The organism is Leifsonia sp. T36S-04 (assembly GCF_042465655.1).
Classification (GTDB): Bacteria; Actinomycetota; Actinomycetes; order Actinomycetales; family Microbacteriaceae; genus Leifsonia.
Map to the genome: position 1 here is coordinate 301,835 of NZ_CP146286.1, position 24,813 is coordinate 326,647.

The 24,813-nt window shown below is 70.2% G+C and carries 23 protein-coding genes and 3 tRNA genes; 16 read left to right on the forward strand and 10 right to left on the reverse strand.

Features of this window, described 5'->3' with window-relative positions; all coding sequences use genetic code 11:
• Nucleotides 1-331: 331 nt before the first annotated feature.
• The gene (locus tag P3F85_RS01435) at nucleotides 332-1,552 is read right to left on the reverse strand and encodes an ROK family protein (RefSeq protein WP_374009490.1); all 1,221 of its coding nucleotides are present in this window, start codon (nucleotides 1,550-1,552) and stop codon (nucleotides 332-334) included.
• A 189-nt stretch (nucleotides 1,553-1,741) separates the two neighbouring features.
• On the opposite strand from P3F85_RS01435, the gene P3F85_RS01440 reads away from it, so the two are divergent.
• The 3 genes from P3F85_RS01440 to P3F85_RS01450 all read left to right on the forward strand — a co-directional run bounded on the left by P3F85_RS01440 (nucleotide 1,742) and on the right by P3F85_RS01450 (nucleotide 4,134).
• Nucleotides 1,742-2,161, forward strand: a complete 420-nt coding sequence (locus tag P3F85_RS01440) for a hypothetical protein (protein WP_374009491.1) — start codon at nucleotides 1,742-1,744, stop codon at nucleotides 2,159-2,161.
• A gap of 92 nt (nucleotides 2,162-2,253) precedes the next feature.
• A complete protein-coding gene (locus P3F85_RS01445) occupies nucleotides 2,254-2,868 on the forward strand; it encodes a dihydrofolate reductase family protein (protein WP_374009492.1) in 615 nt (204 codons plus the stop codon).
• Between the two features lie 87 nt (nucleotides 2,869-2,955).
• Nucleotides 2,956-4,134 carry a MalY/PatB family protein gene (locus P3F85_RS01450; protein ID WP_374009493.1) on the forward strand — a complete coding sequence of 393 codons (1,179 nt, stop codon included), beginning with the start codon at nucleotides 2,956-2,958 and terminating at the stop codon, nucleotides 4,132-4,134.
• A gap of 109 nt (nucleotides 4,135-4,243) precedes the next feature.
• Here the strand turns inward: P3F85_RS01450 and P3F85_RS01455 are convergent, their stop codons facing one another.
• Complete coding sequence (locus P3F85_RS01455; RefSeq protein ID WP_374009494.1) at nucleotides 4,244-5,554, reverse strand: O-acetylhomoserine aminocarboxypropyltransferase/cysteine synthase family protein; 1,311 nt, start codon at nucleotides 5,552-5,554, stop codon at nucleotides 4,244-4,246.
• 4 nt (nucleotides 5,555-5,558) lie between these two features.
• Nucleotides 5,559-7,502 carry an FAD/NAD(P)-binding protein gene (locus P3F85_RS01460; protein ID WP_374009495.1) on the reverse strand — a complete coding sequence of 648 codons (1,944 nt, stop codon included), beginning with the start codon at nucleotides 7,500-7,502 and terminating at the stop codon, nucleotides 5,559-5,561.
• A 155-nt stretch (nucleotides 7,503-7,657) separates the two neighbouring features.
• On the opposite strand from P3F85_RS01460, the gene P3F85_RS01465 reads away from it, so the two are divergent.
• Genes P3F85_RS01465 through P3F85_RS01490 form a run of 6 tightly spaced genes read left to right on the forward strand, consistent with a single transcriptional unit; the run spans nucleotide 7,658 to nucleotide 13,479 of the window.
• Entirely contained in the window at nucleotides 7,658-8,167 is a 510-nt protein-coding gene (locus P3F85_RS01465) for a GNAT family N-acetyltransferase (RefSeq protein WP_374009496.1), read from the forward strand.
• Nucleotides 8,164-9,162: an amino acid ABC transporter permease gene (locus tag P3F85_RS01470; protein ID WP_374009497.1), complete on the forward strand. Its 999-nt coding sequence runs from the start codon at nucleotides 8,164-8,166 to the stop codon at nucleotides 9,160-9,162. Before P3F85_RS01465 ends, P3F85_RS01470 begins: the two co-directional genes overlap by 4 nt.
• Nucleotides 9,159-9,917 carry an amino acid ABC transporter ATP-binding protein gene (locus P3F85_RS01475; RefSeq protein ID WP_374009498.1) on the forward strand — a complete coding sequence of 253 codons (759 nt, stop codon included), beginning with the start codon at nucleotides 9,159-9,161 and terminating at the stop codon, nucleotides 9,915-9,917. Before P3F85_RS01470 ends, P3F85_RS01475 begins: the two co-directional genes overlap by 4 nt.
• Nucleotides 9,918-9,962: 45 nt before the next feature.
• Complete coding sequence (locus P3F85_RS01480) at nucleotides 9,963-10,982, forward strand: transporter substrate-binding domain-containing protein (RefSeq protein ID WP_374009499.1); 1,020 nt, start codon at nucleotides 9,963-9,965, stop codon at nucleotides 10,980-10,982.
• On the forward strand, nucleotides 10,979-12,121 hold the full coding sequence (locus tag P3F85_RS01485; protein ID WP_374009500.1) for an LLM class flavin-dependent oxidoreductase: 1,143 nt from the start codon (nucleotides 10,979-10,981) through the stop codon (nucleotides 12,119-12,121). Before P3F85_RS01480 ends, P3F85_RS01485 begins: the two co-directional genes overlap by 4 nt.
• Nucleotides 12,118-13,479, forward strand: coding sequence for an NtaA/DmoA family FMN-dependent monooxygenase (locus P3F85_RS01490; RefSeq protein WP_374009501.1), 1,362 nt, complete (start codon nucleotides 12,118-12,120; stop codon nucleotides 13,477-13,479). Before P3F85_RS01485 ends, P3F85_RS01490 begins: the two co-directional genes overlap by 4 nt.
• Before the next feature lie 177 nt (nucleotides 13,480-13,656).
• Here the strand turns inward: P3F85_RS01490 and P3F85_RS01495 are convergent, their stop codons facing one another.
• Nucleotides 13,657-14,373, reverse strand: coding sequence for an SDR family NAD(P)-dependent oxidoreductase (locus P3F85_RS01495; protein ID WP_374009502.1), 717 nt, complete (start codon nucleotides 14,371-14,373; stop codon nucleotides 13,657-13,659).
• Nucleotides 14,374-14,384: 11 nt separating this feature from the next.
• Nucleotides 14,385-15,410, reverse strand: coding sequence for an aldo/keto reductase (locus P3F85_RS01500; RefSeq protein WP_374009503.1), 1,026 nt, complete (start codon nucleotides 15,408-15,410; stop codon nucleotides 14,385-14,387).
• 119 nt (nucleotides 15,411-15,529) lie between these two features.
• Between P3F85_RS01500 and P3F85_RS01505 the strand changes: the two genes are divergently transcribed.
• Together P3F85_RS01505 and P3F85_RS01510 are read left to right on the forward strand one after the other, a co-directional pair.
• The gene (locus tag P3F85_RS01505) at nucleotides 15,530-16,132 is read left to right on the forward strand and encodes a TetR/AcrR family transcriptional regulator (protein ID WP_374009504.1); all 603 of its coding nucleotides are present in this window, start codon (nucleotides 15,530-15,532) and stop codon (nucleotides 16,130-16,132) included.
• A 25-nt stretch (nucleotides 16,133-16,157) separates the two neighbouring features.
• On the forward strand, nucleotides 16,158-16,751 hold the full coding sequence (locus P3F85_RS01510; RefSeq protein WP_374009505.1) for a GNAT family N-acetyltransferase: 594 nt from the start codon (nucleotides 16,158-16,160) through the stop codon (nucleotides 16,749-16,751).
• Here P3F85_RS01510 and P3F85_RS01515 read toward each other — a convergent pair.
• The 4 genes from P3F85_RS01515 to P3F85_RS01530 form a co-directional block, all read right to left on the reverse strand.
• Nucleotides 16,701-17,084 (reverse strand): RidA family protein, encoded by a 384-nt coding sequence (locus P3F85_RS01515; protein WP_374009506.1) that lies wholly within the window; start codon nucleotides 17,082-17,084, stop codon nucleotides 16,701-16,703. The two genes, P3F85_RS01510 and P3F85_RS01515, sit on opposite strands and share 51 nt — an antisense overlap.
• 86 nt (nucleotides 17,085-17,170) lie before the next feature.
• Nucleotides 17,171-17,243 (reverse strand) — tRNA-Phe (locus tag P3F85_RS01520).
• Nucleotides 17,244-17,307: 64 nt separating this feature from the next.
• Nucleotides 17,308-17,381 (reverse strand) — tRNA-Asp (locus P3F85_RS01525).
• 71 nt (nucleotides 17,382-17,452) lie between these two features.
• A tRNA-Glu gene (locus tag P3F85_RS01530) sits at nucleotides 17,453-17,525 on the reverse strand.
• Between the two features lie 369 nt (nucleotides 17,526-17,894).
• On the opposite strand from P3F85_RS01530, the gene P3F85_RS01535 reads away from it, so the two are divergent.
• On the forward strand, nucleotides 17,895-19,151 hold the full coding sequence (locus P3F85_RS01535; protein ID WP_374009507.1) for a peptidoglycan DD-metalloendopeptidase family protein: 1,257 nt from the start codon (nucleotides 17,895-17,897) through the stop codon (nucleotides 19,149-19,151).
• Entirely contained in the window at nucleotides 19,144-20,451 is a 1,308-nt protein-coding gene (locus P3F85_RS01540; RefSeq protein ID WP_374009508.1) for an NlpC/P60 family protein, read from the forward strand. Before P3F85_RS01535 ends, P3F85_RS01540 begins: the two co-directional genes overlap by 8 nt.
• Nucleotides 20,452-20,544: 93 nt before the next feature.
• Here the strand turns inward: P3F85_RS01540 and P3F85_RS01545 are convergent, their stop codons facing one another.
• Nucleotides 20,545-21,036 carry an inorganic diphosphatase gene (locus tag P3F85_RS01545; RefSeq protein WP_374009509.1) on the reverse strand — a complete coding sequence of 164 codons (492 nt, stop codon included), beginning with the start codon at nucleotides 21,034-21,036 and terminating at the stop codon, nucleotides 20,545-20,547.
• Between the two features lie 45 nt (nucleotides 21,037-21,081).
• Here P3F85_RS01545 and tilS point away from each other — a divergent pair, with 45 nt between their 5' ends.
• From tilS to ftsH, 3 genes are all read left to right on the forward strand, one after another.
• Nucleotides 21,082-22,155, forward strand: a complete 1,074-nt coding sequence (tilS, locus tag P3F85_RS01550) for a tRNA lysidine(34) synthetase TilS (RefSeq protein WP_374009510.1) — start codon at nucleotides 21,082-21,084, stop codon at nucleotides 22,153-22,155.
• 21 nt (nucleotides 22,156-22,176) lie between these two features.
• Complete coding sequence (gene hpt, locus P3F85_RS01555) at nucleotides 22,177-22,728, forward strand: hypoxanthine phosphoribosyltransferase (protein ID WP_374009511.1); 552 nt, start codon at nucleotides 22,177-22,179, stop codon at nucleotides 22,726-22,728.
• 76 nt (nucleotides 22,729-22,804) lie between these two features.
• Nucleotides 22,805-24,808: an ATP-dependent zinc metalloprotease FtsH gene (ftsH, locus tag P3F85_RS01560; protein WP_374009512.1), complete on the forward strand. Its 2,004-nt coding sequence runs from the start codon at nucleotides 22,805-22,807 to the stop codon at nucleotides 24,806-24,808.
• Nucleotides 24,809-24,813 lie beyond the last annotated feature (5 nt).

The following is a 24,813-nucleotide window of genomic DNA, read 5'->3' on the forward strand; positions in this document are numbered from 1 at the left end:
CCCGCCGTGTCAACACCCGCCCCGCGAGATTTGCGCCAAATCGCGGTTATCGCCGCGCCATACCCGCGATTTGGCGCAAATCGCGGGCGACCCCGGAGCGTGCATTCGTCACGAATGAGCGCTTAGCGCCTCCGATAGCGCGCATTCGTGACGAATGGGGCCGCTGAGGGGCGACGCTCACGATTTGGAGCAAATCGCGGTATTGGCGCGGCGATAACCGCGATTTGGCGCAAATCGCGCAGGCGACCCTGGAGCGCATTCGTCACGAATGAGCGCTCAGCGGCTCGGATAGCGCGCATTCGTGACGAATGTCGCCCGCAGGGGCGGCGGGTCAGAAGGCGAGGTAGGCGAAACCGTTGACCTCGGCGGCGGCCAGCTCCGCCGCGCCGAGCAGCACCGCGTCCTCCCTGTGGGTGGCCGGCTCGATGCGCGGCACACGGATGATGCGGCCGCGGAGCCGCTCCTGGATGCCCGGGATCACGGTATCCGCGCTGCCGACGAAGCTGCTCCCCACCACCACGAGCTCCGGGTCGAGCACGATCACGAGCGCAGCGACCGCGATCGCGACCATGTCGAGGATCTCGTCCGCGAGCTCCTGGGCGTCCGGATTGCCGTCGCGCGCCAGCTCGAACACGTCCTCGGCCGTCAATGTGCCGGTCGGCGGGATGGGCATCCCCCGCTCGCGTGCGCGTTCGGTGAGAGCGAGCGAGCCGATGCGGTCCTCCAGGTCGCCTCGGGCGTCGTAGGAGCGCTCGAGCGACGACCGTTCCATCAGCAGGTAGCCGATCTCGCCCGCCTCCGCCCGCGCCCCGCGGTGCAGCTCGCCGTTGGCGACGATCCCGGCGCCGAGCCCGTTCTCGAGGAACAGTGCGACGAGGCTGGAGAGTCCGCGGCCGGCGCCGCCGTGCAGCTCGCCGTACGCCAGCGCGTTCGCGTCGTTCTCCACGACGACGGGGAGGGGGGTCCGCTCGCGGAGCAGCGCACCGAGCCGGACCCCGGTCCAGCCGAACTCGGGCATCGTGCCGACCACGCCATCGGGCTGCTGCACGACCCCGGGGACCGCGATCCCGACGGCGAGGCACGGCGTGCCCATGGAGTCGGCGGTCGCGATGAGGTCGTCGAAGAGCCGGAAGACCTTGCGCAGCTGCCGGTCCTGATCCGGCGTGCCCTCGTCGGTGCCGGAGGCGGCGGGATCGCGGGGACCGAGTGCGAGCGACCGGCGGAAGACGATCTTGCCGTCGAAGTCGACCAAGATGCCCGTCACGGTCTCGGCCCGCAGCTGGATGGCGGCGACCAGACGAGAGCCTCCCGCGTACCGGAGGAGAACCGAGGGGCGGCCTCCGGTCGATGGCTCCTGCCCGGCTGCCACGACCAGGCCGTCGTCGATGAGGGATGCGGTGAGCCGGTTGATGGTCGCGGGGCTCAGCCCGGTCCGTGCCCCGAGCTGCTGCCGCGAGAGGGCTCCCGACTCGCGCAGCGCCTCGATGATGGCGGTCTGGTTCACGCGCGCGAGTGTGCTGGTGGTCGCCGTCGCCCGCGTCCGTTTCGCCACCGGCGCCTCCTCGTCCCGACGGCTGTTCTCGCCGCCCGGGTGAACTTTACTATCGGACTGGATGGATGTGCGTCACGGTCCGCCTCATGCCGTCGCGCTCAGCATAGCGAGGACCGGCCGGTGCCCCGGTGCGGGGGCACTCGAACTGGGGCGAGCAACCGCTCGAACCGGAGGGCTACCGTGAGCCGCATGTTCCGGTTCCCTCGCACGACGAGCCGGCGGCGGCCCGACCCCGCCGCCGGCTCGTTGCTGGCCGGAGCCATGGCGATGGGCATCCGCGACATCTACGGGCACACCATCACCTACGTGGCAGAGGACCTGGACTACGTGGAACGCCTGTTCGTCGACCTCGGCTCCGACGAGGGCTTCGTGGGCGACGAGTTCACCCTGCAGAGTCTCGGCTGCCTGATCGGCGAGATCCTGGTCCGCTCGGACGGCGGACACTGGAGCGCGGTCGCGCGACGACGTACGGCGCGTGACGACGCGGGACTTCAGGTCGTGCTGCCGAACGGACGGGCCGTGAACCCCATCCGTGCCGCGTACGACCGCGCCGACCGCGGCGCCGACTCGTCGGTGATCCGCTTCCGCGAGGTCGCGCTCGCCTCCTGAAATCGACGGTGGTCTTGACGGGCCTCCGCGTGCAGTCGTACCGTTGTATTCAACCAAAGCGTTGAATACACAACGGGGCAGAGGAGCACCTCATGACACAGGTCATCGCCGACATCTCGGTCTCGCTCGACGGGTTCGTCACCGGACCGCACGTCTCCCTGAACAACGGCATGGGCGACGGTGGACTCGCCCTGCACACCTGGGCGTTCTCCGACGACCCGGACGAGAAGCGCCTGCTGGAGGCGGGAACGACGCGCTCCGGCGCCGTGGTGATGGGCCGCCACCTGTTCGACATCATCGACGGGCCGGACGGCTGGAGCGACGAGATCGGCTACGGCGCGGGGGAGGTCGGAAAACCGTCCTTCCTCGTGGTGACCGGAGCGGCCCCCGCGTCCATCCGTCTCACCGACCTGGACTGGACCTTCGTAACGACCGGGCTCGAGGATGCGGTGCGATCGGCCCGCGAGCACGCGGAAGCCGCCTCCGCAGCGACCGGTCGCGACCTCGATGCAGTGCTCATGGGTGGCGCGGAGCTGGTCGGCTCCGCGGTCGCCGCCGGACTCGTCGACGTGCTCACGCTGCACCTCGCACCGGTGCTGCTCGGGTCGGGCACGCCGCTGTTCGTGGATGCCCCGCCGCGCACGCTCCGGCAGCGTTCGGTCGTGGTCACGCCCAACGCGACGCACCTGACGTACGACGTCGACTGACGCTACGGCGCGACGGAACCGGCCCTTTCACTACGCTTTTTGACGGCCGGGGTCGCGTCCATCCTGGCGCTGCGGCACAGTGTGCAGATGAGCTTCGGACCGGCACGTTCCCTGGAGCAGCTGTTCGCCACCCGATCGAGCATCAAGTGGCGCCGCTACCCCGCGGACGTCCTGCCTGTCTTCGTGGCCGAGATGGACTTCGACGTCGAGCCGGCCATCCTCGACCGGGTCGCCGAGACGCTCCGCCACTCGGACACCGGCTACCTCGACTCGGCCGGTCCGCTCGCCACCTCGTTCGCCGAGTTCGCCGCCCGCGAGTGGAAGTGGGAGGTCGACCCGGCGACCGTTCACCTGGCGACCGACGTGACCGTCGGCGTTGTCGAGGCGCTGCGGCTGGCGCTGCCGGAGGTCGGGGGACGCGTCGTGCTGACGCCTCCCGTCTACCCGCCGTTCTTCGAGATGGTGGACGAGGCGGATGCGGTCGCGGTGACGGTCCCGCTGCTCGAGGACGAGGACTGGTCGCTCGACCTGGCCGGGATCGAGGAGGCGTTCGCCGCGGGCGCCGATGCCCTGCTCCTGTGCAACCCGCAGAACCCGACGGGTCGATGTCACAGCCGCGACACTCTGGAGGCGCTTGCCGCGCTGGCTGCGCGACACGGCGTGTTCGTCGTCAGCGACGAGGTGCACGCACCCCTGACCCATCCCGGAGCCGTCTTCACCCCCTTCGCGCCGATCGCCCGTGCCGCCGGCACCCGGTCGGTGACCGTGACATCGGCCAGCAAGGCCTGGAACCTCGCCGGCCTCAAGTGCGCGGTGGTCGTCGCCGCCGACGACTGGTCCGCCCGGCTCCTGACCGCGCTGCCGGAGGAGCTGGCGGCGCGCACGAGCATCCTCGGCCTCCACGCCAACATCGCCGCCCTGTCGTGCGTGGCCTGGCGCGACGACCTGGTCGAGCTGCTCGCCTCCAACTACCGGCTGCTGGAGGCGGAACTCGCCGCCCACGCACCGGCCGTGCGCCCCGTCCGCCCGGACGCGGGCTACCTGGTGTGGCTCGATTTCCGCGACGCCGGCCTGGGGGACGATCCGGCCCGCGTGCTGATCGACGAGGGCCGCGTCGCCCTCAACTCCGGTCTGCCGTTCGGCGAGCCGGGCCGCGGCTTCGCGCGCATCAACCTCGCCTGCAACCCGGGCACGGTCGTGGAGGCGGTGCGCCGCATCGCTGCGACGGTCGCGTCGGCCCGCTCCCGGTCGCTGCTCGCCGGCTGACCGCGGCCACCGTAGGAGAACCGCCCCCGAATCTCCTTCGATGGGCAGTCCTGCAGGAGAATCGGGCGGCGGGATGCCGAATCTCCTTCACGCAGGAGCCGCGGCGGCGTCAGGCGGACGGCGTTCCGGCGGCGGTGAGCCCGCGCTCCAGGTCGGCGATGATGTCGCGCGCGCTCTCCAGACCGATCGACAGACGGATCAGGCCAGGTCCGATCCCGGCCTCCGCCTGCTCGGCCGGCGTCAGCTTGGCGTGGATGGTGCTCCCGAGGTGGATCGCGAGCGTGCGGACATCCCCGATGTGCGTCATCGGCGAGATCAGCTCCAGCGCGTCGATGAAGCGGCGCGCCGCCTCACGGCCCCCGGCCAGCTCGATGGACACGATGGAGCCCGCCCCCAGCGGCAGGTAGCGCTCCGCCCGCGCATGGTACGGATTCGACGCGAGCCCGGGGTAATGCACCTCGGCGACCTCGGACCGCTCCGCCAGCCACTCGGCGACCGTCTGCGCGTTGGCGACGTGCCGATCCATCCGCACCGACAGCGTCTCGATGCCGTGCAGTAGCAGGAACGTGCTGGTCGGCGGGACGGTCGGACCGTACTCGAGCACGATGACGCTGCGCAGGTAGGCGAGGAACGCACCGGCGCCGTAGCGGGCGATGAACGACGGGGTTCCCGGCCGCGGCTCGTCCGTCAGCTGCGGGAACCGCTCCGGCTGCGACGCCCAGTCGAAGGTGCCCGCGTCGACGACGGCCCCACCGATGACCGATGCGTGACCGGAAAGCCATTTCGACGTCGAGTGGATGACGATGTCGGCGCCGTCCTCGATGGGTCGCCACAGGTAGGGGGTCGGGACCGTGTTGTCGACGATCAACGGAACGCCGCCGGCGTGAGCCAGGCGTGCGATCCGCTCGATGTCGACCACCTGACCGAGCGGGTTGGGCAGCGTCTCCGTGTAGATCGCCTTCGTGGCCGGCCGGATGCGGGACGCCCACTCCGCGTCGTCCGCGTCGTCGGGCACGTACTCGAACTCGATGCCCTGCCGCCGGAGCACCCCGCGGAACATCTCGCGCGTCCCCTCGTAGAGCGACCGCGTGGCCAGGATGTGGTCGCCACTCGCGGCGAGGGCGCTGATCGTGGATGCGATGGCCGCCTGCCCGCTCGCCACGACGATCCCGTCGACACCGCCTTCGAGGTCGGCGATCCGTCGCCCCGCCACGGCGTTCGTCGGGTTCTCGTTGCGGGAGTATGCGCGGTAGGCGCTGCGCCCGGCGAAGCGGTCCTCGCCGTCATCGAAGCTGTCGAAGACGTACGCCGCCGTCTGGTAGATCGGCGTCACCCGGGAACGGGTCTCGGAGTCGACGACGGCTCCGGCGTGGATCTGGCGGGTCTCGAAATCGAGCGGGCGGTGGCGTTCGTCCGGCATGGGGTCACTGTAGTGACAGTGCGGGGACGGTGCCAGGCGATGTTGCGCTGTGCGACGCCGAGCGCGCGCCGACCAGCCGGAGGACGGCCTGCGCGACCCGGTCGTTCTCGCGGAACGACAGAGCGTTCGTGCCCGGCCGTGCGAACGCTCCGGCGAACGCCGCGTCCGTGAAGGGACCGATCGCCCAGCGGCGCGGGTGGGGGTTCCCCGTGGCGTCGAGCACCCGGGCGTCCTCCGCCACGCGGAGCATCCCGTGCCGGAACGACCCGGCACCGCTCGCCAGCAGGTCGCGCAGGGCGCGATTGTCGGTGCGGTCGGCGTGCGCAGCGGGAAGCCACGCGTCCACGAGCGTGCGGACGGCGGCGACCCCGTCGATCGAGCCGCTCGACAGGCGGAAGACTCCCGCTTCTTCATCCTCCTCGACGGTGATATCGGCACCGGCGAACTCCACGACCCCCGCCTCGGACAGCGCGAGCAGCTCCTCCAGCCGGTGTCCCGGCGGCCCGGATGCGACGTAGCTGAAGTAGGCCGGCCACCAGCCGAGCAGGTCTCGCGTACGCGACTCGTCCGTCCAGGCGGGGGATGCGCTGATCGGAGCCAGCGCGAACATCGTCAGCAGCAGTCCGAAGAAGAGGCCGAGGGTGGCGCTGTGCTCGGGCGCGCTGCGCCGGTGCAGGTCGTCGCGCAGGTGCTCGCGGATCCGCTCCTGCAGCTCGTCGCGCGTGGCGAAGCGGGCTCCGGCGAGCGGACGGTCGAACGCGTCCAGGTGCAGGCGGTCGGCCGGGTCCGGGATGGAGGTGGACACCAGCGCGTCGTAGGCGGGGGAGCGCACCTCCACCGCATCCAGCCGAGCCCGGAAGTCCTCCCACGCCGTCGCGACCCGGTCCGGATGGCCGGTGAAGAGCTCCCGGTAGTACCCGTGCAGAAGCTCCCGTTCGACCAGCGGCCAGACGTCACGGCGGAAGTCGAGTGCCCCTGGTTCGCGCGTGAGGCGGGCGACCGCGTCGGGGGTGAGGTAGCGCAGCGAGGGCGGGTCGCCCGCGAGGCCCGACGAGATCTTCGAGCGGTACGGGATGCCGCGCCGCGATCCGATGAGGATGCGCGGCTCGCGCCCGCTCGGCCGGTAGCGCAGGCCGTCGTGGCGGCGCTCGAACCGTCCGCCGCGTCCCTCGGTCAGGAGCACGAGGAGGTCGACCGCGGCGAGTCCCATCCCGCGGACGGCGACGGTCTCGCCCGCCCGGATGCCGGACAGGTCCGCGTCGGCGGTGAACGCCGGCGGCTGGTAGTGCAGGCCGTGCCGGTGGGCGAAGCTCGCGAAGACCGCGGCCTGGCCCGACGGCTCGCTTCCCGTGTGCCCGAGCGCGTAGACCACGGCGTCGGCGCGGATCGTCGTGCCGTCCGCGAGCCAGACCGTCTCGTCGAACGCTCCGGAGCGGACGGAGACGACCTCGCCGACCCGCCGCACGACCGTCGCGTCGCGGTCCAGGGCGTCGACCGCCCGGCGGAGGAACCACTCCAGGTAGTGGCTCTGCAGCCGCCGCGTCGGGAAGTCGCCGCGGCGGAGGGCGGCGAGTTCGGCCGCGACCGCAGGATCGAGCGGCCCGGCGTCAGAGATGCGTCCCTCTCGAACGCCCCCGACCCACTCCAGCAGCGAGGGGCCCGGCCGGACCGGCCCGTCGATCGTGCAGGAATCGTCGGTGAACATCGTCACGTCTTCCGCCATCGAGTTCAGCTTCAGCAGCGGAGACTGCTCGCGCCGCCAGATCCGGCCCGGCCCGGCCGGAAACGGATCGACCAGATGGATGACGACGGGCGGCCGTTCGGCGGCGACCGAGCGCGCCGCGGCGAACCGCTCCAGCCAGCCGATCGCCCGCGGACCCGCGCCAACGACGACGATGCAGAACGGGTCGCGAAGGCCGGCGCGCGGAGGGACGGAGTCGGTGGGCATCGCGCCACCATCACCGTCCCGGGGCGTTCCGGCAAGCCTCCGTGACGCCGTGTTTCGGGGGCGACGCAAACCGTAACGGTTGTTGTCGCGGTCGGTCGCATCCGCCCTACGGTCATGCCCAGCACCCGCTCCCACCCTGCGATTGGAGGTACCCGATGACCGTCACGAACGTCGAAGCGGACGAGTTCCGCTACGTCGAGGCGACCGACGAGCTGGCCCGGCCCCTGCTGGACGAACTTGAGTACGAGTACGACACGCGCTACGGCGACTTCTTCGGCGAGCGCGCGTCCACCGAGCTGAGCCGCTATCCCGCCGAGGCCTTCGCACCGTCGCACGGAGGCGCATTCGTGCTCCTGCTCCGCGCGGGCACGCCCATCGCGGGCGGCGCCTTCAAACGGTACGACGAGCGCACCGCCGAGCTGAAGCGCATCTGGACGAGCTCGGGTCACCGCCGTCAGGGGCTCGCCCGGCGCGTCGTCGACGAGTTGGAGGCGGAGGCGGGCCGCCAGGGCTACGCCCGCGTCTACCTGACGACCGGCCCGCGCCAGCCCGAGGCCAAGGCGCTGTACCTGGCCGCCGGATACCGCCCGCTCTATGACACGGCGCTCACGCCGGACGAGGTCGGCATCCACGCGTTCGAGAAGACGCTCGAGGTCTCCCGATGAGCGCCGCCGGCCCCGCGGTGGACACGGTCCCCGCGGTGGAGACGGTCCCCGCCGCACGCCCGGCCGCAGACGCCCTTCCTGGCGGGGTGGACCTGCGCCGTCTGGCCGACCGTCCCATCCTGCCGCTGCGTCACCCCGGCCGGTGGATCGCCGCAGCGCTCGTGCTCGTCGTCCTGCTCAACTTCGGGCAGACCCTGTTCACGAACCCGGAGTGGGAGTGGGCGAAGGTCGGTAAATGGCTGTTCAGCCCGGCCATCCTCACCGGGTTGCAGCTCACCCTGGCGGCGACCGCCATCTCGGCGGTGGTCAGCTTCGCGGGCGGGATCGTCGTGGCGCTCGGCCGGCTGTCGGCCAACCCCGTGCTCAGCTCGGTCAGCTGGCTCTACGTCTGGGTCTTCCGGTCGGTGCCGTTGATCCTGGTGCTGATCTTCCTGTACAACCTCGGCAACCTGTACCCGACGATCGGGATCGGCATCCCCTTCGGGCCGCAGGTCGAGGTGAAGACGGTGTCCGTGCTCTCCGACCTCACCCTCGGTGTCATCGGCCTGAGCCTCAGTGAGATCGCCTACAGTTCGGAAATCGTCCGGGCCGGAGTGCTCTCGGTCGATCAGGGGCAGCACGAGGCGGCGAAGGCGCTGGGTCTCCCGCGCGGGCGGCAGTTCCGGCGGATCGTCCTTCCGCAGGCGCTCCGCTCGATCGTCCCGGCCTACGTCAACCAGATCATCGGCCTGCTGAAGGCCAGCTCCCTCCTCTTCTACGTCTCGCTGCTCGACCTGTTCGGCGTCGTGCAGAACCTCGGCAGCACCTACCCGACGGACATCATCCCGCTGCTGGTCGTCGCCACCATCTGGTACCTGGTGCTCACGAGCGTCGTCTCCGTCATCCAGTACTACGTCGAGCGGTTCTACGCCCGCGGCGCGGTCCGCTCGCTCCCGCCGACGCCGCTTCAGCGCCTGCGCGGCTGGGCGAACCACCGTCTGGATGGTGCGGCATGAGCGCCGGGATCGAGATCGCGAACGCGACCAAGGCGTTCGGCGACCGGCCGGTGCTGCGCGGCGTGGACCTGACGATCGAGGCCGGAACGGTCACCGTCATCCTCGGCCCGTCCGGTTCGGGCAAATCGACGCTGCTCCGCGCGATCAACCACCTGGAGCCGCTCGACGAAGGCTACGTCGTCGTCGACGGCGAACTGATCGGGGTGCGCCTGCACCGCGGCCGGCTGAAGGAGCGCAGCGAGCGCGAGATCCTGCGCCAGCGCGCCCGCATCGGCTTCGTCTTCCAGAACTTCAACCTCTTCCCGCACCTGACCATCGTCGAGAACGTGTCGGAGGCGCCGATCTCCCAGGGCACGCCGCCGGCGGCGGCACGGGAGCAGGCGCTCGCGCTGCTCGACCGCGTCGGGCTCTCCGACAAGGCGACCGCCTATCCGCGGCAGCTCTCCGGTGGCCAGCAGCAGCGCGTCGCGATCGCCCGCGCCCTCGCGCTTGAGCCCGACGTGCTGCTCTTCGACGAGCCGACGTCGGCGCTCGACCCCGAGCTGGTCGGCGAAGTCCTTGCCGTGATCCGCTCCCTCGCCGGCAGCGGGGCGACGCTCGTCGTCGTGACCCACGAGATCGGGTTCGCCCGTGAAGTCGCCGACCGCGTCGTCTTCCTCGACGACGGGCGCGTCGTGGAGCAGGGCGCCCCGGCCGACGTGCTCGACCGCCCCCGTGAATCCCGCACCCGGGAGTTCCTGAGCCGCGTGCTCTGAGAGCTCCGCCTGAAGCCGCACCAACCACCCACCAAGGAGAATCCCATGTCACCACGAACCACCCTCCGGAGACGCGCGAGCGTCACCGGGGCCGTGCTCGCCTCGGCCGCCCTCGTCGTCTCTCTCGCGGCCTGCTCCGGGCAGGCGTCAGCCGAGGACGGCGGGTCCGCCGCGGACACGGTCACCATCGCAGCGCACACCAACGGCGCGGGAACCGAGACCACCGTGAAAGTCGGAACGGTCCAGAAGATCGCCGACGAACTGCCGGACGCCGTGAAGAAGAGCGGAAAGCTCGTCATCGGAGTCGGAGCGCTTCCGGCCGGCTTCCCGCCGCTCGCCTTCACCGGCGACGACCAGAAGACCCTGACCGGATCCGAGCCCGACCTGGGGCGCCTCGTCGCGGCTGTGCTCGGCCTGAAGCCCGAGGTCAAGAACGCGACCTGGGACAACCTGTTCGTCGGCATCGACACCGGCGCCACGAACGTCGGCTTCTCGAACATCACCGACACGGAGCAGCGCAAAGAGAAGTACGACTTCGCCTCGTACCGCAAGGACGAGCTGGCGTTCACGGTGCTGAAGAAGAACACGTGGTCGTTCGACGGCGACTACACGAACCTCGCCGGACTCACCGTTGCCGTGAGCTCGGGCACCAATCAGGAGAAGATCCTGCTCGAGTGGAAGGCCAAGCTGGCCGCCGAGGGCAAGACCCTCGACATCAAGTACTACCCGGACGCCAACTCCACCTACCTCGCCCTGAACTCCGGCAAGATCGACGCGAACTTCGGGCCGAATCCCACCGCCGCCTACCAGAACACGCAGAGCGCCTCGTCGGCCAACCCGACGCGCACCGCAGGCACCTTCTCCGGAGCAGGCGACACCCTCCAGGGACTGATCGCCGCCACGGTGAAGAAGGGCAGCGGGCTCGACAAGCCGATCGCCGACGCCATCGACTACCTCATCGAGCACGGGCAGTACGCGAAGTGGCTCAAGGCGTACAACCTCACCAACGAGGGTCTGCCGACGTCGGAGATCAACCCGCCCGGACTCCCGCTGGACAACCAGTGAGCGCCGCCTTCATCCTCGGGATCGAACTCGACGGCGACGGCGCGCACCCCTCCGCCTGGCGGGCGGCCGGACATGCGCCCGCCGAGCTGCTCAGCGGGCGCATCCACGCCCAGCGTGCTCAGGCCGCCGAGCGCGCGGGGTTCGTGTTCGCCACGTTCGCCGACTCGGCGCAGCCCCCTTCCGCGCCGCACGGGATCCGTGCCCGGCTGGATGCGGTCCAGCGGGCGGCCTTCGCCGCGCCGCTGACCGCATCCATCGGCCTGGTGCCGGAGGTCGGCACCGTCTACAGCGAGCCGTTCCACGTCGCGACGCAGCTGGCCTCGCTGGACTTCGCCGCGCGGGGCCGTGCCGGCTGGGTGGCGACGGCGGCGGACGATGCCGCCACCGCGTCCCTCTACGGCCGCGAAGGCCGACCGGGGACGGCCGCCGACGCCGTCGAGGTCGCGCGGCGGCTGTGGGACTCGTGGGAGGAGGATGCGGTGATCCGCGACGTGCCGACCGGCCGGTACCTCGACCGGGAGCGCATCCACCACATCCACTTCGTCGGCGACGACTACTCGATCGTCGGGCCGCCGATCGTGCCGCGCCCCCCGCAGGGCTCCCTCCCCGTGTTCGGTCCCGCCTCCCTCGCGCGATTTGCGCCAAATCGCGGTTCTGACGCGGCGAAAACCGCGAATTGGCGAAAATCGTCGCAGGGGGTGGAGCTCGACGTCGCGTTCTTCGATGTCGAAGGGGGAACGCCGACGGAGCTGGTCGCGCGAGCGGCGCAGGAGACGGCCCGACTCCGCGAGGCCGGCGCGCTCGCCGTGCTCGACCTCGACGTGGTGCTGGATGCAGCCGGCGTGCGTGCCGCCGACCGGCTGGCCGCCCTCGACGCGCACACGCCGTTGGCCGCATCCCGTGCCCGCTTCGTCGGCGCCGCGGACCGGCTCGCCGACCTGCTCGCCGCGCTCGCCGGCGTGACCGACGGGGTGCGCATCCACCCCGCCGTGCTCGACACCGAGCTGCCCGAGCTCGCCTACGGCGTCCTGCCGCTGCTCCGCGAGCGCGCCGCGCTCGCCACCACCCGCCCCGGAGGCACCTTGCGCGACGCGCTCGGCCTCCCCGCCGCCGTCAACCGCTACCAGGAGTCCGCATGAGCCGCCCGACCGTCCTCCGCTTCGGCGTCTTCTTCCAGGGCGTCAACTTCTCGACCGTGTGGACCGAACCGGAGAGCGGCTCGCAGATCGACTTCGAGAGCTTCCGCCGCGTCGCGCAGACCGCCGAGCGCGGCCTGTTCTCGGCGTTCTTCCTCGGCGAGGGGCTGCGGCTCCGCGAGCACCTCGGCGCACTCCACGAGTTGGATGTGGCGGGGCGCCCGGATGCGCAGACGCAACTGGCCGCGCTCGCCGCGGTCACCTCGCGCATCGGTCTCGTCGCCACGCAGAACACCACCTACAACGACCCGCTCGACCTGGCCCACCGTCTGGCGAGCCTCGACCTGCTCTCCGGCGGCCGTGCCGCGTGGAACGTGGTCACCACCGACAACGCCTGGACGGGCGAGAACTTCCGCCGCGGCGGCTACCTCGACCACGCCGACCGCTACCGGCACGCCGAGGCCGTCGTCGTAGCGGCCAAGGCCCTGTGGAACGCGTGGGATGCGGACATCGCCGAGACGCCGGACGCAGCCGCCTGGACGGCTGACACCCCGTCCGCTCTCGTGGAGGTGGATACCGGCCACTACCGGGCGGTGGGACGCAGCCGCCTCCCGCAGAGCCCGCAGGGCCGACCGGTGATCTTCCAGGCGGGCGACTCGGCCGAAGGCCGGGACTTCGCCGCCCGCCAGGCAGACGTCATCTTCTCGGCGCACAGCGCGTTCGACGACGCGAGCGCGTTCGCCGACGACATCCGGCAGCGCACGCTCAAGGCCGGAAGGCCGGCCGACGCCGTCAAGATCTTCCCCGGTCAGGAGTTCATCCTCGCCGACACGGATGCCGAGGCGGAGGAGAAGGCGCGGTGGGTGCGCCACGCCCAGGTGACGCCGCAGACCGCGATCGCCTTCCTCGAGAACATCTGGGGCACGGACCTGAGCGCGTACGACCCGGACGGTCCGCTGCCCGACTCCGACCCGGTCCAGGACGTCTCGGGGGAGACCCGCGGGGCCGGCTTCCGAGCGGCCCAGGCGAAGGCGACCGCCGACGCGTGGCGTGAGCGGGCGACGGCCGAGAAGCTGTCGATCCGGGACCTCGTCATCCGCCTGAACTCCGGCCGTGGCTTCGTCGGCAGCGCGTCGAGCGTGGCCGCGACCCTGCAGCGCTACGCGGACGCGGGCGTCGTGGACGGCTTCAACATCACACCGTGGCTGATCCCGTCCGGGCTGGACGACATCGTCGATCGGCTCGTGCCCCTGCTGCAGGAGCGCGGGATCTATCCGGCCGAGTACGCGGGCGAAACGCTGCGCGAGAACCTGGGGCTCGCCTGGCCGGACCGCGCGGCGGAAGCCCGGCGTACGGCGTGAGCATCGTCAGTTGCTGAGGAAGATCACCGACATCAGCATCGATCCAGTTGCGATACACGTCGGACGCCAGCGACGGGGTGCGGGTCGTCGCGGTGGGGTCGCCGGTCCTGGTCACGGGGTCATGATCGCAGATCCGGCCCGGCGTGCGGGACCCCGCACGCATCGGAGCATCCGCAGTCAGTCGTCGAACAGCGCGAGCCCGGTCAGCTCGGCGAGCCGGCTGAGGAGCGCCGCCTGGAACGTCCGGTCGAGCGTCGCCGGGTGGGGCGCGCGCACCCGCCGGTGGTACCAGTACCCGCCGGTCGCCGGGTCGATCGCGTCCGCGTCCGCGGTGGCGAGCCACTCCTGGGTGCGGTGGCCCTCCTCCAGGTCGTCCGGCGCGCCTCGGCCGCCCATCCGGGTGGGCACCCAGCCCGGGTCGACGGCGTGGGACAGCACGGATGTGCGATCGGCGACGGCCATGGCGAGCGCGGTGACCAGGAGCTTGCTGGTCGAATAGTCGCCCGATCCGCGGAAGGCCCGGTCGAGGTCCGTGGAACCGGACAGGTGCATCCCGCTGCTGAGGACGATCGAGCGGTCGGGTGGAGTCAGCCTCGACATCAGGATGTACGGCGCGACCACGTTCACGGCCGTCACGGGTCCGTCGATCACGCCGGCGTTGTGGATGACCGCGTCGAACCGTCCGAGTTCCTCGGCCTGACGAGCGACCGCGATCGTCTCCTGCGTGTTCGCCAGATCTCCGAACACGACGGCGTGCATCCGGTCGCGCACGGAGTCATCGGCGATCCGGTCCGGCCGGCGTGCGTGCAGGACGACCCGGTGGCCGGCGCGCGCCAGCGTCTCGGCCGTTGCGAGCCCGAGGCCCGTGGAGGCTCCGGTCACCAGGATCATCATGCTCACTCCGATCAGGCGGCGGATCGCAGCGTGGAGGGCCGGCGCCGCGCGTCGGGATCGCCGACTTCGGGCCCACGGTAGACCATGTCCATCGCTCCGATGCTCTCGCCGGGCGGGACGATCTCGTCGATCCGGTCGAGCACGTCGTCCGGCAGCGTGACCTCGGCCCCGGCGAGGGTGTCCTCCAGCTGCTCCATCGTGCGCGGCCCGGCGATGGCCGAGGTGACGCCCGGGTGTGCGATGACGAACGCCATCGCGAGGTGGGTGAGAGGGATGCCCGCCTCCTCCGAGAGCGCGATCAGGTGCTCCACAGCGGCGAGGCGGCGCTCGTCCCGGAAGTGCCGCATCCCGGTGCGCGTCGAGCGGAAGTTGTCGTTCTCGCCTCCCGCTCGGTAGCGCCCGGTGAGCGTGCCGCCGGCGAGGGGGCTGTACACGAGCGTGCCCATGCCGTAGCGCTGGGCGACCGGGAGGATCTCCCGTTCGATCTCGCGGTCGAGGATGGAGTAGTTGGGCTGCTCGGTCCGGAACCGTTCGAACCCGCGGCGCTCCGACATCCACTGCGCCTCGACGATCTCGGACCCGCGCATCGACGACGACCCGATCGCGCGGACCTTGCCCTGGCGCACCAGATCGGTGAGAGCCGAGAGCGTCTCGTCGATGTCCGTCTCGGGGTCGGGCCGGTGCAACTGGTACAGGTCGATGTGGTCGGTCTGGAGACGGCGCAGCGATCGCTCGACCGCCTCCATGATCCAGCGGCGTGAGGCACCGCGATGGTTGACGTCGTCGTCGACTGGTCCCCAGAACTTGGTGGCCAGGACGACTTCGTCGCGTCGGCCCTTGAGCGCTTCGCCGACCACCTCCTCGGAGTCCCCGTAACGGTCGGCGGTGTCGATGAAGTTGATGCCGCCGTCGAGAGCCCGGTGGATGATCGCGATGCCCTGCTGTCGGTCGGGATTGCCGAGAGAGCCGAGCATCATCGCGCCGAGCGCGTAGGGGGTGACCTGGATGCCGGTGCGGCCGAGAGTGCGGTATTTCATGGTGTGCTCCTTGACGCTGGATCGTGCGGTCCGGGTTGTGGGATCATGGAAGCGGAACGTTGTTCCTGTTACCGCCGAGCATATACGGAACATCGTTCCGTTTACAAGAGAGACCTGCCATGCCTTCCTCGACGAGCACCGAACGGGAGCAGCCGCGCCGCCTGCGGGCCGATGCGCGACAGAGCCTCGATGCCCTTCTGGAAGCAGCGAAGGCCGTGTTCGCCGAATCCGGTGTCGACGCGCCCGTCCGATCCATCGCCGAGCGCGCCGGGGTCGGCGTCGGCACCCTCTACCGGCACTTCCCGCACCGGTCCGATCTCATCTCGGCGGTCTTCCGGCGCGAGATGGACGCCTGCGTCGATGCCGCGGACGCGCTGGAGGCCGAGTACCCGCCCGGCGAGGCGCTGGACCGCTGGATCATGCGCTACACCCAGTTCGTCGCCGCCAAGCGCGGCCTCGCCGCCGCACTCCATTCGGGCGACCCGGCGTACGAGCCGCTGGCAGAGTACTTCTCGACGCGACTCGCACCCACTCTCGATCGTCTGCTCGCCGCCGCGCTGGCGTCGGGCGACATCGTGCGGGGCGCCGAGGCGACGGAGTTCCTGGGAGCGGTCGCGAACCTGTGCCACGGGGGAGGGCCCGCCGGTTCCGGCGGGTCGGCCCAGTCGGAGCGGATGGTGCGGCTGTTGCTCGCCGGACTGCGGGCCGCCGAGGTCGACTGATCGGCACGGGCGGTAACGTGTGCCCATGTTCTCTACGACCCTGAGTTCCGGCGCCACCCTGGCGCCGTTGGAGCCGTGGCGCGCCGAGGAGTTCGCCGCCCATCTGGACCGCGCCCGGGAGCACATCCGCCCCTGGGTGGGCCCGTCCTTCGTCACGGCGGATGTGGCGGGGGCGCGCGCCACCCTCGGTCGCTACGCCGAACGGGCCGCCCGGGACGGCGCGGGCATCTACGGGATCTGGACCGACGGTGTGCTCGTCGGCGGCGTCATGTTCGTGGAGTTCTCGACGGCGACGGGCTCGTTCGAGGTCGGATGCTGGCTCGAACCCGGCGCAGAGGGGCACGGCCACATCACGAGCGCCGTGCGCGAACTGCTCGCCTACGCCTTCGACGAGCGCGGGATGCACCGCGCCGAGTGGAGGTGCCGCAGCGACAACGACAGGAGCTCGGCGGTCGCCCGTCGCCTGGGCATGACGTTCGAGGGCGTGCTCCGCGAGGCGTGGCCGGTCGGCGACGTGTTCCACGACAAGCAGGTGTGGTCGCTCCTGGTCTCCGAATGGCGGGAGGCGTCAGCCCTCCAGGTGCGCGACCAGCATGATCGACACCAGCACGCCGGGTAGCTCGACGCCGAGCTTCGCCACCGCCCGCGCCGGCGGTTCGGCGGGGAAGACCTCGGCGTAGGCCTCGTTCATGCCGGCGAAGTCCGCAGGGTCGGTGAGCAGCACGGTGACCTGGGCGACATCGGCGAGGGTGCCGCCCGCGGCCGCGAGAACCGACGCGCAGTTGCGCAGTGCTTGGCGGGTCTGATCCTGGATCGCCGGACCGGCGAGTTCCTTCGTGGCCGGATCCGTGCCGGTCATCCCCGACACGTACACGGTCTGACCCACCCGGACTCCCTGGCTGAAGAAGGGAGAGGCGGGCGCGCGGTCCGTCGAGATCACCTGCTTGGACATGCGGCGACTGTAGCGCCGCGCCGCACAGAGGAGAAGACGGGGCATGAAGAAACCCCCGTCATGTAGAAGCTAGACGAGGGTTCCAGTGGCTCCGACGGGCGTCGATCCCGTGACCTCACGATTTTCAGTCGTGCGCTCTACCAACTGAGCTACAGAGCCTGGGGACGCTCGAGCGTCCACCTAGACGGAAGCCCTTCCGACTCGGAAGGGCTTGTCGCCTGAGCGACCCTGACGGGACTTGAACCCGCGACCTCCGCCGTGACAGGGCGGCACGCTAACCAACTGCGCTACAGGGCCTTACTGTGAAGCTTTTTGAATTGTGGGTATTTCTTGTGCTGCCGATCAATACTAGTGGACTCCGTTGGACGTGACCCCAACGGGATTCGAACCCGTGCTGCCGCCGTGAAAGGGCGGTGTCCTAGGCCGCTAAACGATGGGGCCGGATGTCCGGGACGACTCGCGTTGTCCATGACCACCGACGAACAAGCATACGGAAGACCGAACGAGATTGCGAATCGGGATCCCATCCCGGGCGGGTCGGTAGGAATGAGCACCGCTCGGTTCCCGCAACGCCACCGGGAAATCCCCCGGTCCTGCGAAACCGCACCATAGTCTGCGGCTCAGGCGGTCCCCCGACCGCCCGTGCGGCCGCACGCCCCCGACGGAGTTTCGCCGCCTTCCTGGGCGCCCGAAACGGCATGTTGCTAAAGTTGCACATGTTGACCGTGGGACCCGTGTGACTCATGTGACCAGAGTGGATGCAGAAGCGAGCGGGTCGGTAACAATATGAGACGCCAGATGAGCAGCCGAATGGCCCCCCAGACCACCTCCCCGAGCGGTTCGCGCCGCCGGGCGCTCCGCGTCGCCCTCGCCGGCTTCGTCGTCGCAGCCGTGACGGCCGTCGGCGCCGTCGCTGCCCCCGCGTACGCGGACAACTACCCGTCGTGGCAGGACGTCCAGAACGCCAAGGCCAACGAGTCCGCCGCGAGCGCCCAGGTCGACCGCATCAACGGCCTCATCTCCCAGCTCACCAACGAGGTCGCGGACACCCAAGCGGCCGCGGTGAAGCGCGGCGAGGAGCTGGAGGCAGCGCAGGCGGCCCTCGACGTCGCGACCATCAAGGCGCAGGACCTGGAGTCGCAGGCGGCGGCCAGCCAGAAGCAGGCCGACGAGGCGAGCGCCCAGGCCGGAAAGCTGGCGGCGCAGCTCTACCGCACCGGCGGACGGAACCTCACCGCGAACCTCTTCCTGAGCGGAAACCACGCCTCGTCGACCAGTCCGGACAAGCTCCTCTCAGGCCTCGGCAGCATGTCGAAGCTCGTGGAGCAGTCCGACAAGGTCTACACCGACGCCAAGACCGCGCAGAACACGGCGAAGTCGCTGTCTGCGCAGGCCGATGTCGCGAAGGTGGAGCGCGAAAAGCTGCGCGTCGCCGCCGAGGCCGCGATGCAGGCGGCCATCGCCGCCGCCAAGGCCGCCCAGGACAAGCTGGCCGAGCAGCAGAAGCAGATCGTCGTCATGCAGGCGCAGCTCGCCGCGCTCAGGGACACCACGGCGCAGACCGTGGCCGGCTACCAGGCCGGAGTCGCCGCTGCTGCGGCTGCCGCGGCCGCACGCGGTTCGGGCGGACTCCCGGGCGGGTATGTCGGCCCGCAGGGCTGGGCCGTCCCCGCCGCAGGCCCGATCACCGACGGCTTCGGCGCCCGCCCTTCGCCGGGCGGCGGCATCGGCAGCACCTACCACCTCGGCATCGACATCGGCGCTGCGTGCAACGCGCCCATCTATGCCGCGCACGAGGGGACGGTCATCTACGCCGGCCCCGAGGGCACGTACGGCAACTTCGTGCTGATCGACAACGGCAGCGCGGTCAAGACCGGGTACGCGCACATCCGGAACGGCGGCATCATGGTCGGCATCGGACAGCACGTGGGTGCCGGACAGCCGATCGCCCGCGTCGGCAGCACGGGAGCTTCCACCGGCTGCCATCTGCACTTCGAAGTACGCATCAACGACGAGAAGATCAACGGCATCCCCTTCATGAGAGATCGGCAGGCCCCCCTTGGCTAACGAGAACGCACGAAGCAGCCGGGTTCGCCCTGGCCTCGCCATCGGCGCAGGAGTGATGGGGGCGGTCACCGCATCCATCGGCATCGTCACCCCCGCGCACGCGGTCGACTACCCGTCGTGGAACGACGTCCAGCAGGCCAAGAACAACGTGGCCAACCAGCAGGCGATGATCGACAACATCACCTCGCTGATCAGCGGCCTGCAGGCGAGCGTGGATGCGGCACGCATCCAGTCCGAGAAGGCTGCCGAAGCCTATTTCCAGGCCAAGAACGCGCTCGAGGCCGCCACCGCCAAGGCGAACGACCTCGAGAAGCAGGCGGCCGACGCGGCGGACAAGGCGAAGACGTCGAAGATGCGCGCCGGCCTGCTCGCCTCCCACCTGGCCAAGTCCGGCGGCGGTGACGTCACGACGGACCTCATGCTGAAGGGCGGAGGCTCGGGCGCGGCGGCGGACAAACTCCTGTTCCAGCTCGGCACGATGAGCAAGCTGACCGAGCAGTCCAAAGCGGTCTACGAGCAGGCGACGAAGGACAAGAACACCGCCGACGCGCTGACGGCCCAGGCGAAAGCCGCCAAGGCGGAGCGCGTCACGCTCGCCGACGAGGCGGACAAAGCGCTCGCCGCCGCTCAGGATGCGCAGGCCAAGGCCCAGTCGGCCCTCGCCACCCAGCAGCAGAAGTCGACGGAGCTCGTCGCACAGCTGGCGACTCTCAAGAACACCTCGGCTCAGACAGAGGCGGCGTACCTCCAGGGCGAGCAGGTGAAGGCAGCGCAGGAGGCCGCGCGCAAGGCGGCAGCAGCGGCGGCCCTGGCCGAGCAGCAGCGCGCCGCAGCAGCGGCAGCCGCAGCGGCCCGGCCCCCGGCGTCCGGCGGCTCGTCGGCTCCCGCCGGAGGCGGTGGCGCTGCACCGGCCGCGCCGAACGGCAACGTCGTCCAAACCGCGATCGCCTACGCGAGCGCCCAGCTCGGCAAGCCGTACATCTTCGGCGGCGAAGGCCCGCGGGGCTATGACTGCTCGGGTCTGACCATGAAGGCGTACGCCTACGCCGGCGTCTACATCGGCGCGCACTCGGTCAACGACCAGTACTTCCATGCGGCGAACCGCGGCCAGCTTGTCTCGTACAACGCCAAGCAGCCCGGAGACCTGATCTTCTGGGGTGACGGGCCGGGCGACTTCTACCACGTGGGCATCTACATCGGCGGCGGAATGATGATCGCCGCCCCGACCGAGGGCGACGTCGTCAAGAGGCAGTCCGTCTGGGGCTCCCCCTGGCGCCTCGTCGCCCGCCCCTCCGCCTGACCGGACCACGCCCCCGAGCACAGGAAAAATGTCCCCGATCAGCTCGATCGGGGACATTTTTCCTGTGCTCGGCGGCTGGCCGGGCGGGAAGGGTCAGTGGGATTCGGCGGCGAGCTTCGCGATGGCCTTCTGGATGAGGCCGTCGGCCTCTGCGGCGTCGCCCCAGCCGTCGATGTTCACGAACTTGCCCGGCTCGAGGTCCTTGTAGCGGGCGAAGAAGTGCTCGATCTCCTTGCGGGTCTGCTCCGGGATGTCGTTGACATCCTGGATGTGCTGCCAGCGCGGGTCCTTGTACGGCACGGCGATGACCTTCGCGTCGCCGCCCGCCTCGTCGCTCATGTTGAGCACGCCGACGGGACGCACCTTCACTCCGACGCCCGGGAACAGCGGGTACTCGAGCAGCACCAGCGCGTCCAGCGGGTCGCCGTCGTCGCCGAGCGTGTTCTCGAAGAAGCCGTAGTCCGTCGGGTAGACGAAGCTGGTGAACAGCACGCGGTCGAGGTACACGCGACCGGTCTCGTGGTCCACCTCGTACTTGTTGCGGCTCCCCTTGGGGATCTCGATGACGACGTCGTATTCGGCCATGCCGGTGCTCCTTTGTGGGTCGTGATTCGGCACTAACGTTACTAGGTGCCCCTCACCGACTCCGAAGGCTCTCAGCGGCGCCCGCGGCTGACCCCGGCGATCGCCGACGCCCGTCGTGCGGTCCGGACGGCTCTCGCGGCCGCCGCCGCCCTCCCGCCGGTGGACTCGCACGACGACCACGGTCCCATCCGTCCCGCGCCGCTCACGCCGGGCGCGCTCGTGCTGGTGGGCCTGAGCGGGGGAGCGGACTCCCTCGCGCTTGCCGCCGCCACCGCCTTCGAGGCGCCGCGCGCCGGCTTCCGCGCGGGAGCGATCATCGTCGACCACGGCCTCCAGCAGGGTTCGGATGCGGTGGCTGCGCGCGCCGCTCAGCAGGGCGCCGCACTCGGACTCGACCCCGTGCTGGTCGAGCGAGTGGAGGTCGCGGCTCACGGCGGCCCCGAGGGAGCAGCGCGGGCCGCTCGGCACGACGCGTTCGACCGGGCCGTGGCCGGCACCGGCGCCGAGCGCATCCTGCTGGCCCACACCCTCGACGACCAGGCCGAGACCGTGCTGCTCGGCCTCGCGCGTGGCTCGGGCCCATCCAGCCTGCAGGGGATGCTCCCCGACACCGGACGGCTGCTGCGGCCATTCCTCGGCCTCCGGCGCACCGGCACGCGGGCCTTCTGCGCCGACAGCCGGCTGGAGCCGTGGGACGACCCGCAGAACGACGACCCCTCCTACACGCGGGTTCGCGTACGGAATGCAGTCCTTCCCGTGCTCGAGCGCGAGCTCGGTCCCGGCGTGGCCGAGGCGCTGGCCCGCACCGCCGAGCAGCTGCGCGAAGACGACGAGGCGCTCGACGGCCTGGCCCTGGAGTGGGCGCAGGAGCTGGTCAGCCAGTCCGAGGACGGGGCGGTCACCCTCGACGTGCGCGGGCTCGCCGCCGACCCCGCCGCCCTGCGGCAGCGGATCGTCCGGCTCGTCGTCTCGGCCGAGTTCGGGGTCTCGCTGAGCCGTGCACACACCCTGGCCGTCACGGCCCTCATCACCGACTGGCACGGGCAGGGCCCCGTCGATCTGCCAGGCGTTAGAGTTGTCAGGCAGAACGGCCTGCTCATGTTCCACCCCACAACGTAAGCAAAGGACAGCGCCTTCCTCATGGAGCTCACGGACGTCGAGAACGACCTGACCGAGATTCTGATCACTGAGGAGCAGATCCGCTCCCGCATCGCCGAGCTGGCCCGCGAGGTCGAGCGGGATTACGCAGGCAAGGACGTCCTGCTGATCGGCGTCCTCAAGGGCGCCGTCATGGTGATGGCCGACCTCTCCCGCGAGCTCCGCATCCCGGTCACCATGGACTGGATGGCCGTCAGCTCCTACGGCAGCGGAACGCAATCGAGCGGCGTGGTCCGCATCCTGAAGGATCTGGACACCGACCTCAGCGGCAAGACGGTCCTCATCGTCGAGGACATCATCGACTCGGGGCTCACCCTCTCGTGGCTGCTCTCGAACCTGCGCAGCCGCGGTCCGGAGTCGATCGAGATCTTCACCCTCCTTCGCAAGCCGGATGCGGCGCGCGTCGAGATCGACGTCAAGTACGTCGGATTCGACATCCCGAACCAGTTCGTCGTGGGCTACGGCCTCGACTACGACGAGCGCTACCGCACCCTCCGCGGCGTCGGGATTCTGGCCCCGGCCGTCTACAGCTGAGCCCCTCCGCCGTGGAGGGTGCCCAGAGCGAACACGCAGGCGGCCCACAGCGCCCAGGCGGTACTGTGGTCGCACCATGAACGTCAAGAAGATCTTCCGCGGCCCGATCCTGTATGTCGTGCTCGCGATCATCGCGGTATGGATCGGCTCCAGCCTGATCACCATGTCCGGCTTCAAGAGCGTCTCCACCCAGAAGGGTCTGGAGTACCTCTCGCAAGACAAGGTGTCGAGCGCGAAGATCGTCGACGGTGAGAACCGTGTCGACCTGACGCTGAAGGAGCCGGACGGCAACCTCGGCGACCAGGTGCAGTTCTACTACGTCACCCCGCGTGGCCAGGATGTGGTGAAGGCCGTCGACGACGCGAACCTTCCCAAGGGCTACGACGACGAGGTGCCCCAGCCGAACTGGTTCGTCAACATCCTGGGCTTCCTGATCCCTGCGCTGCTGATCGGCGTCTTCTTCTGGATCATGATCTCCGGCATGCAGGGCGGCGGCAACAAGGTCATGCAGTTCGGCAAGTCGCGGGCGAAGCTCGTCACGAAGGAGACCCCCAAGGTCACCTTCGACGACGTCGCGGGCTCCGACGAGGCCATCGAAGAGCTCGAGGAGATCAAGGACTTCCTCAAGGAGCCGGCCAAGTTCCAGGCGGTCGGCGCGCGCATCCCGAAGGGCGTGCTGCTGTACGGCCCTCCCGGAACCGGCAAGACGCTGCTGGCCCGCGCTGTCGCGGGTGAGGCGGGCGTGCCGTTCTACTCGATCTCCGGCTCGGACTTCGTCGAGATGTTCGTCGGCGTCGGCGCCAGCCGTGTCCGCGACCTGTTCCAGCAGGCGAAGGAGAACTCGCCGGCCATCATCTTCATCGATGAGATCGACGCCGTCGGCCGTCACCGCGGCGCCGGGCTCGGCGGCGGTCACGACGAGCGCGAGCAGACGCTGAACCAGCTTCTCGTGGAGATGGACGGCTTCGACCCGAAGACCAACGTCATCCTGATCGCGGCGACCAACCGTCCCGACATCCTCGACCCCGCGCTGCTGCGTCCGGGCCGGTTCGACCGCCAGATCGGCGTCGACGCGCCCGACATGCTCGGCCGCAAGAAGATCCTCGAGGTGCACGGCCGCGGCAAGCCGCTCGCGGCATCCGTCGACCTCGAAGTGCTGGCTCGCAAGACGCCCGGCTTCACCGGTGCCGACCTCGCGAACGTCCTCAATGAGGCCGCGTTGCTGACCGCGCGTTCCAACGCGCAGCTGATCGACAACCGCGCCCTCGACGAGGCTGTGGACCGCGTGATCGCCGGCCCCCAGAAGCGCACCCGGGTCATGAAGGACCAGGAGAAGCTCATCACGGCGTACCACGAGGGCGGCCACGCTCTCGCCGCCGCGGCGATGCGCCATACCGACCCCGTGACGAAGATCACCATCCTGCCCCGCGGCCGCGCCCTCGGTTACACAATGGTGATGCCGCTGGAGGACAAGTACTCCGTCACCCGCAACGAGCTGCTCGACCAGCTGGCCTACGCCATGGGCGGCCGCGTCGCGGAGGAGATCGTCTTCCACGACCCGACCACCGGAGCCTCGAACGACATCGAGAAGGCGACCTCCATCGCCCGCAAGATGGTCACGGAGTACGGCATGAGCGCCGACATCGGCTCGGTCAAGCTGGGCCAGGCGAACGGCGAGATGTTCCTCGGCCGCGACATGGGTCACCAGCGCGACTACTCCGAGCGGATCGCGGAGCGCGTCGACAAGGAGGTGCGCGAGCTCATCGAGAAGGCGCACGACGAGGCGTGGGAAGTCCTCAACGACAACCGTGCGGTCCTCGACCGGCTCGCGGCCCAGCTCCTGGAGCACGAGACTCTCGACCACAACCAGATCGCCGAGATCTTCGCCGACGTGAAGAAGCTGCCGGAGCGCCCGCAGTGGCTTTCCAGCGACAAGCGCCCGATCTCGGATGTTCCCCCCATCCCGTTCCCGAAGGCCCCGATCGACGCGGGCGCGGTGGACGGCGGGGTCGACTCCGAGCCGCCGGCTGCGAAGCCGAAGCGCGCCCCGGTGATCAAGCCCCGTCCGGCCACCGCCTAACGGCG

Coding starts and splice junctions, on each gene's coding strand:
- P3F85_RS01440 (WP_374009491.1), top strand. CDS start 1,742: ATGTTCCGGTTCCCTCGCACGACGAGCCGGCGGCGGCCCGACCCCGCC.
- P3F85_RS01445 (WP_374009492.1), top strand. CDS start 2,254: ATGACACAGGTCATCGCCGACATCTCGGTCTCGCTCGACGGGTTCGTC.
- P3F85_RS01450 (WP_374009493.1), top strand. CDS start 2,956: ATGAGCTTCGGACCGGCACGTTCCCTGGAGCAGCTGTTCGCCACCCGA.
- P3F85_RS01455 (WP_374009494.1), bottom strand. CDS start 5,554: ATGCCGGACGAACGCCACCGCCCGCTCGATTTCGAGACCCGCCAGATC.
- P3F85_RS01460 (WP_374009495.1), bottom strand. CDS start 7,502: ATGCCCACCGACTCCGTCCCTCCGCGCGCCGGCCTTCGCGACCCGTTC.
- P3F85_RS01465 (WP_374009496.1), top strand. CDS start 7,658: ATGACCGTCACGAACGTCGAAGCGGACGAGTTCCGCTACGTCGAGGCG.
- P3F85_RS01470 (WP_374009497.1), top strand. CDS start 8,164: ATGAGCGCCGCCGGCCCCGCGGTGGACACGGTCCCCGCGGTGGAGACG.
- P3F85_RS01475 (WP_374009498.1), top strand. CDS start 9,159: ATGAGCGCCGGGATCGAGATCGCGAACGCGACCAAGGCGTTCGGCGAC.
- P3F85_RS01480 (WP_374009499.1), top strand. CDS start 9,963: ATGTCACCACGAACCACCCTCCGGAGACGCGCGAGCGTCACCGGGGCC.
- P3F85_RS01490 (WP_374009501.1), top strand. CDS start 12,118: ATGAGCCGCCCGACCGTCCTCCGCTTCGGCGTCTTCTTCCAGGGCGTC.
- P3F85_RS01495 (WP_374009502.1), bottom strand. CDS start 14,373: ATGATGATCCTGGTGACCGGAGCCTCCACGGGCCTCGGGCTCGCAACG.
- P3F85_RS01500 (WP_374009503.1), bottom strand. CDS start 15,410: ATGAAATACCGCACTCTCGGCCGCACCGGCATCCAGGTCACCCCCTAC.
- P3F85_RS01505 (WP_374009504.1), top strand. CDS start 15,530: ATGCCTTCCTCGACGAGCACCGAACGGGAGCAGCCGCGCCGCCTGCGG.
- P3F85_RS01510 (WP_374009505.1), top strand. CDS start 16,158: ATGTTCTCTACGACCCTGAGTTCCGGCGCCACCCTGGCGCCGTTGGAG.
- P3F85_RS01515 (WP_374009506.1), bottom strand. CDS start 17,084: ATGTCCAAGCAGGTGATCTCGACGGACCGCGCGCCCGCCTCTCCCTTC.
- P3F85_RS01535 (WP_374009507.1), top strand. CDS start 17,895: ATGGCCCCCCAGACCACCTCCCCGAGCGGTTCGCGCCGCCGGGCGCTC.
- P3F85_RS01545 (WP_374009509.1), bottom strand. CDS start 21,036: ATGGCCGAATACGACGTCGTCATCGAGATCCCCAAGGGGAGCCGCAAC.
- hpt (WP_374009511.1), top strand. CDS start 22,177: ATGGAGCTCACGGACGTCGAGAACGACCTGACCGAGATTCTGATCACT.
- ftsH (WP_374009512.1), top strand. CDS start 22,805: ATGAACGTCAAGAAGATCTTCCGCGGCCCGATCCTGTATGTCGTGCTC.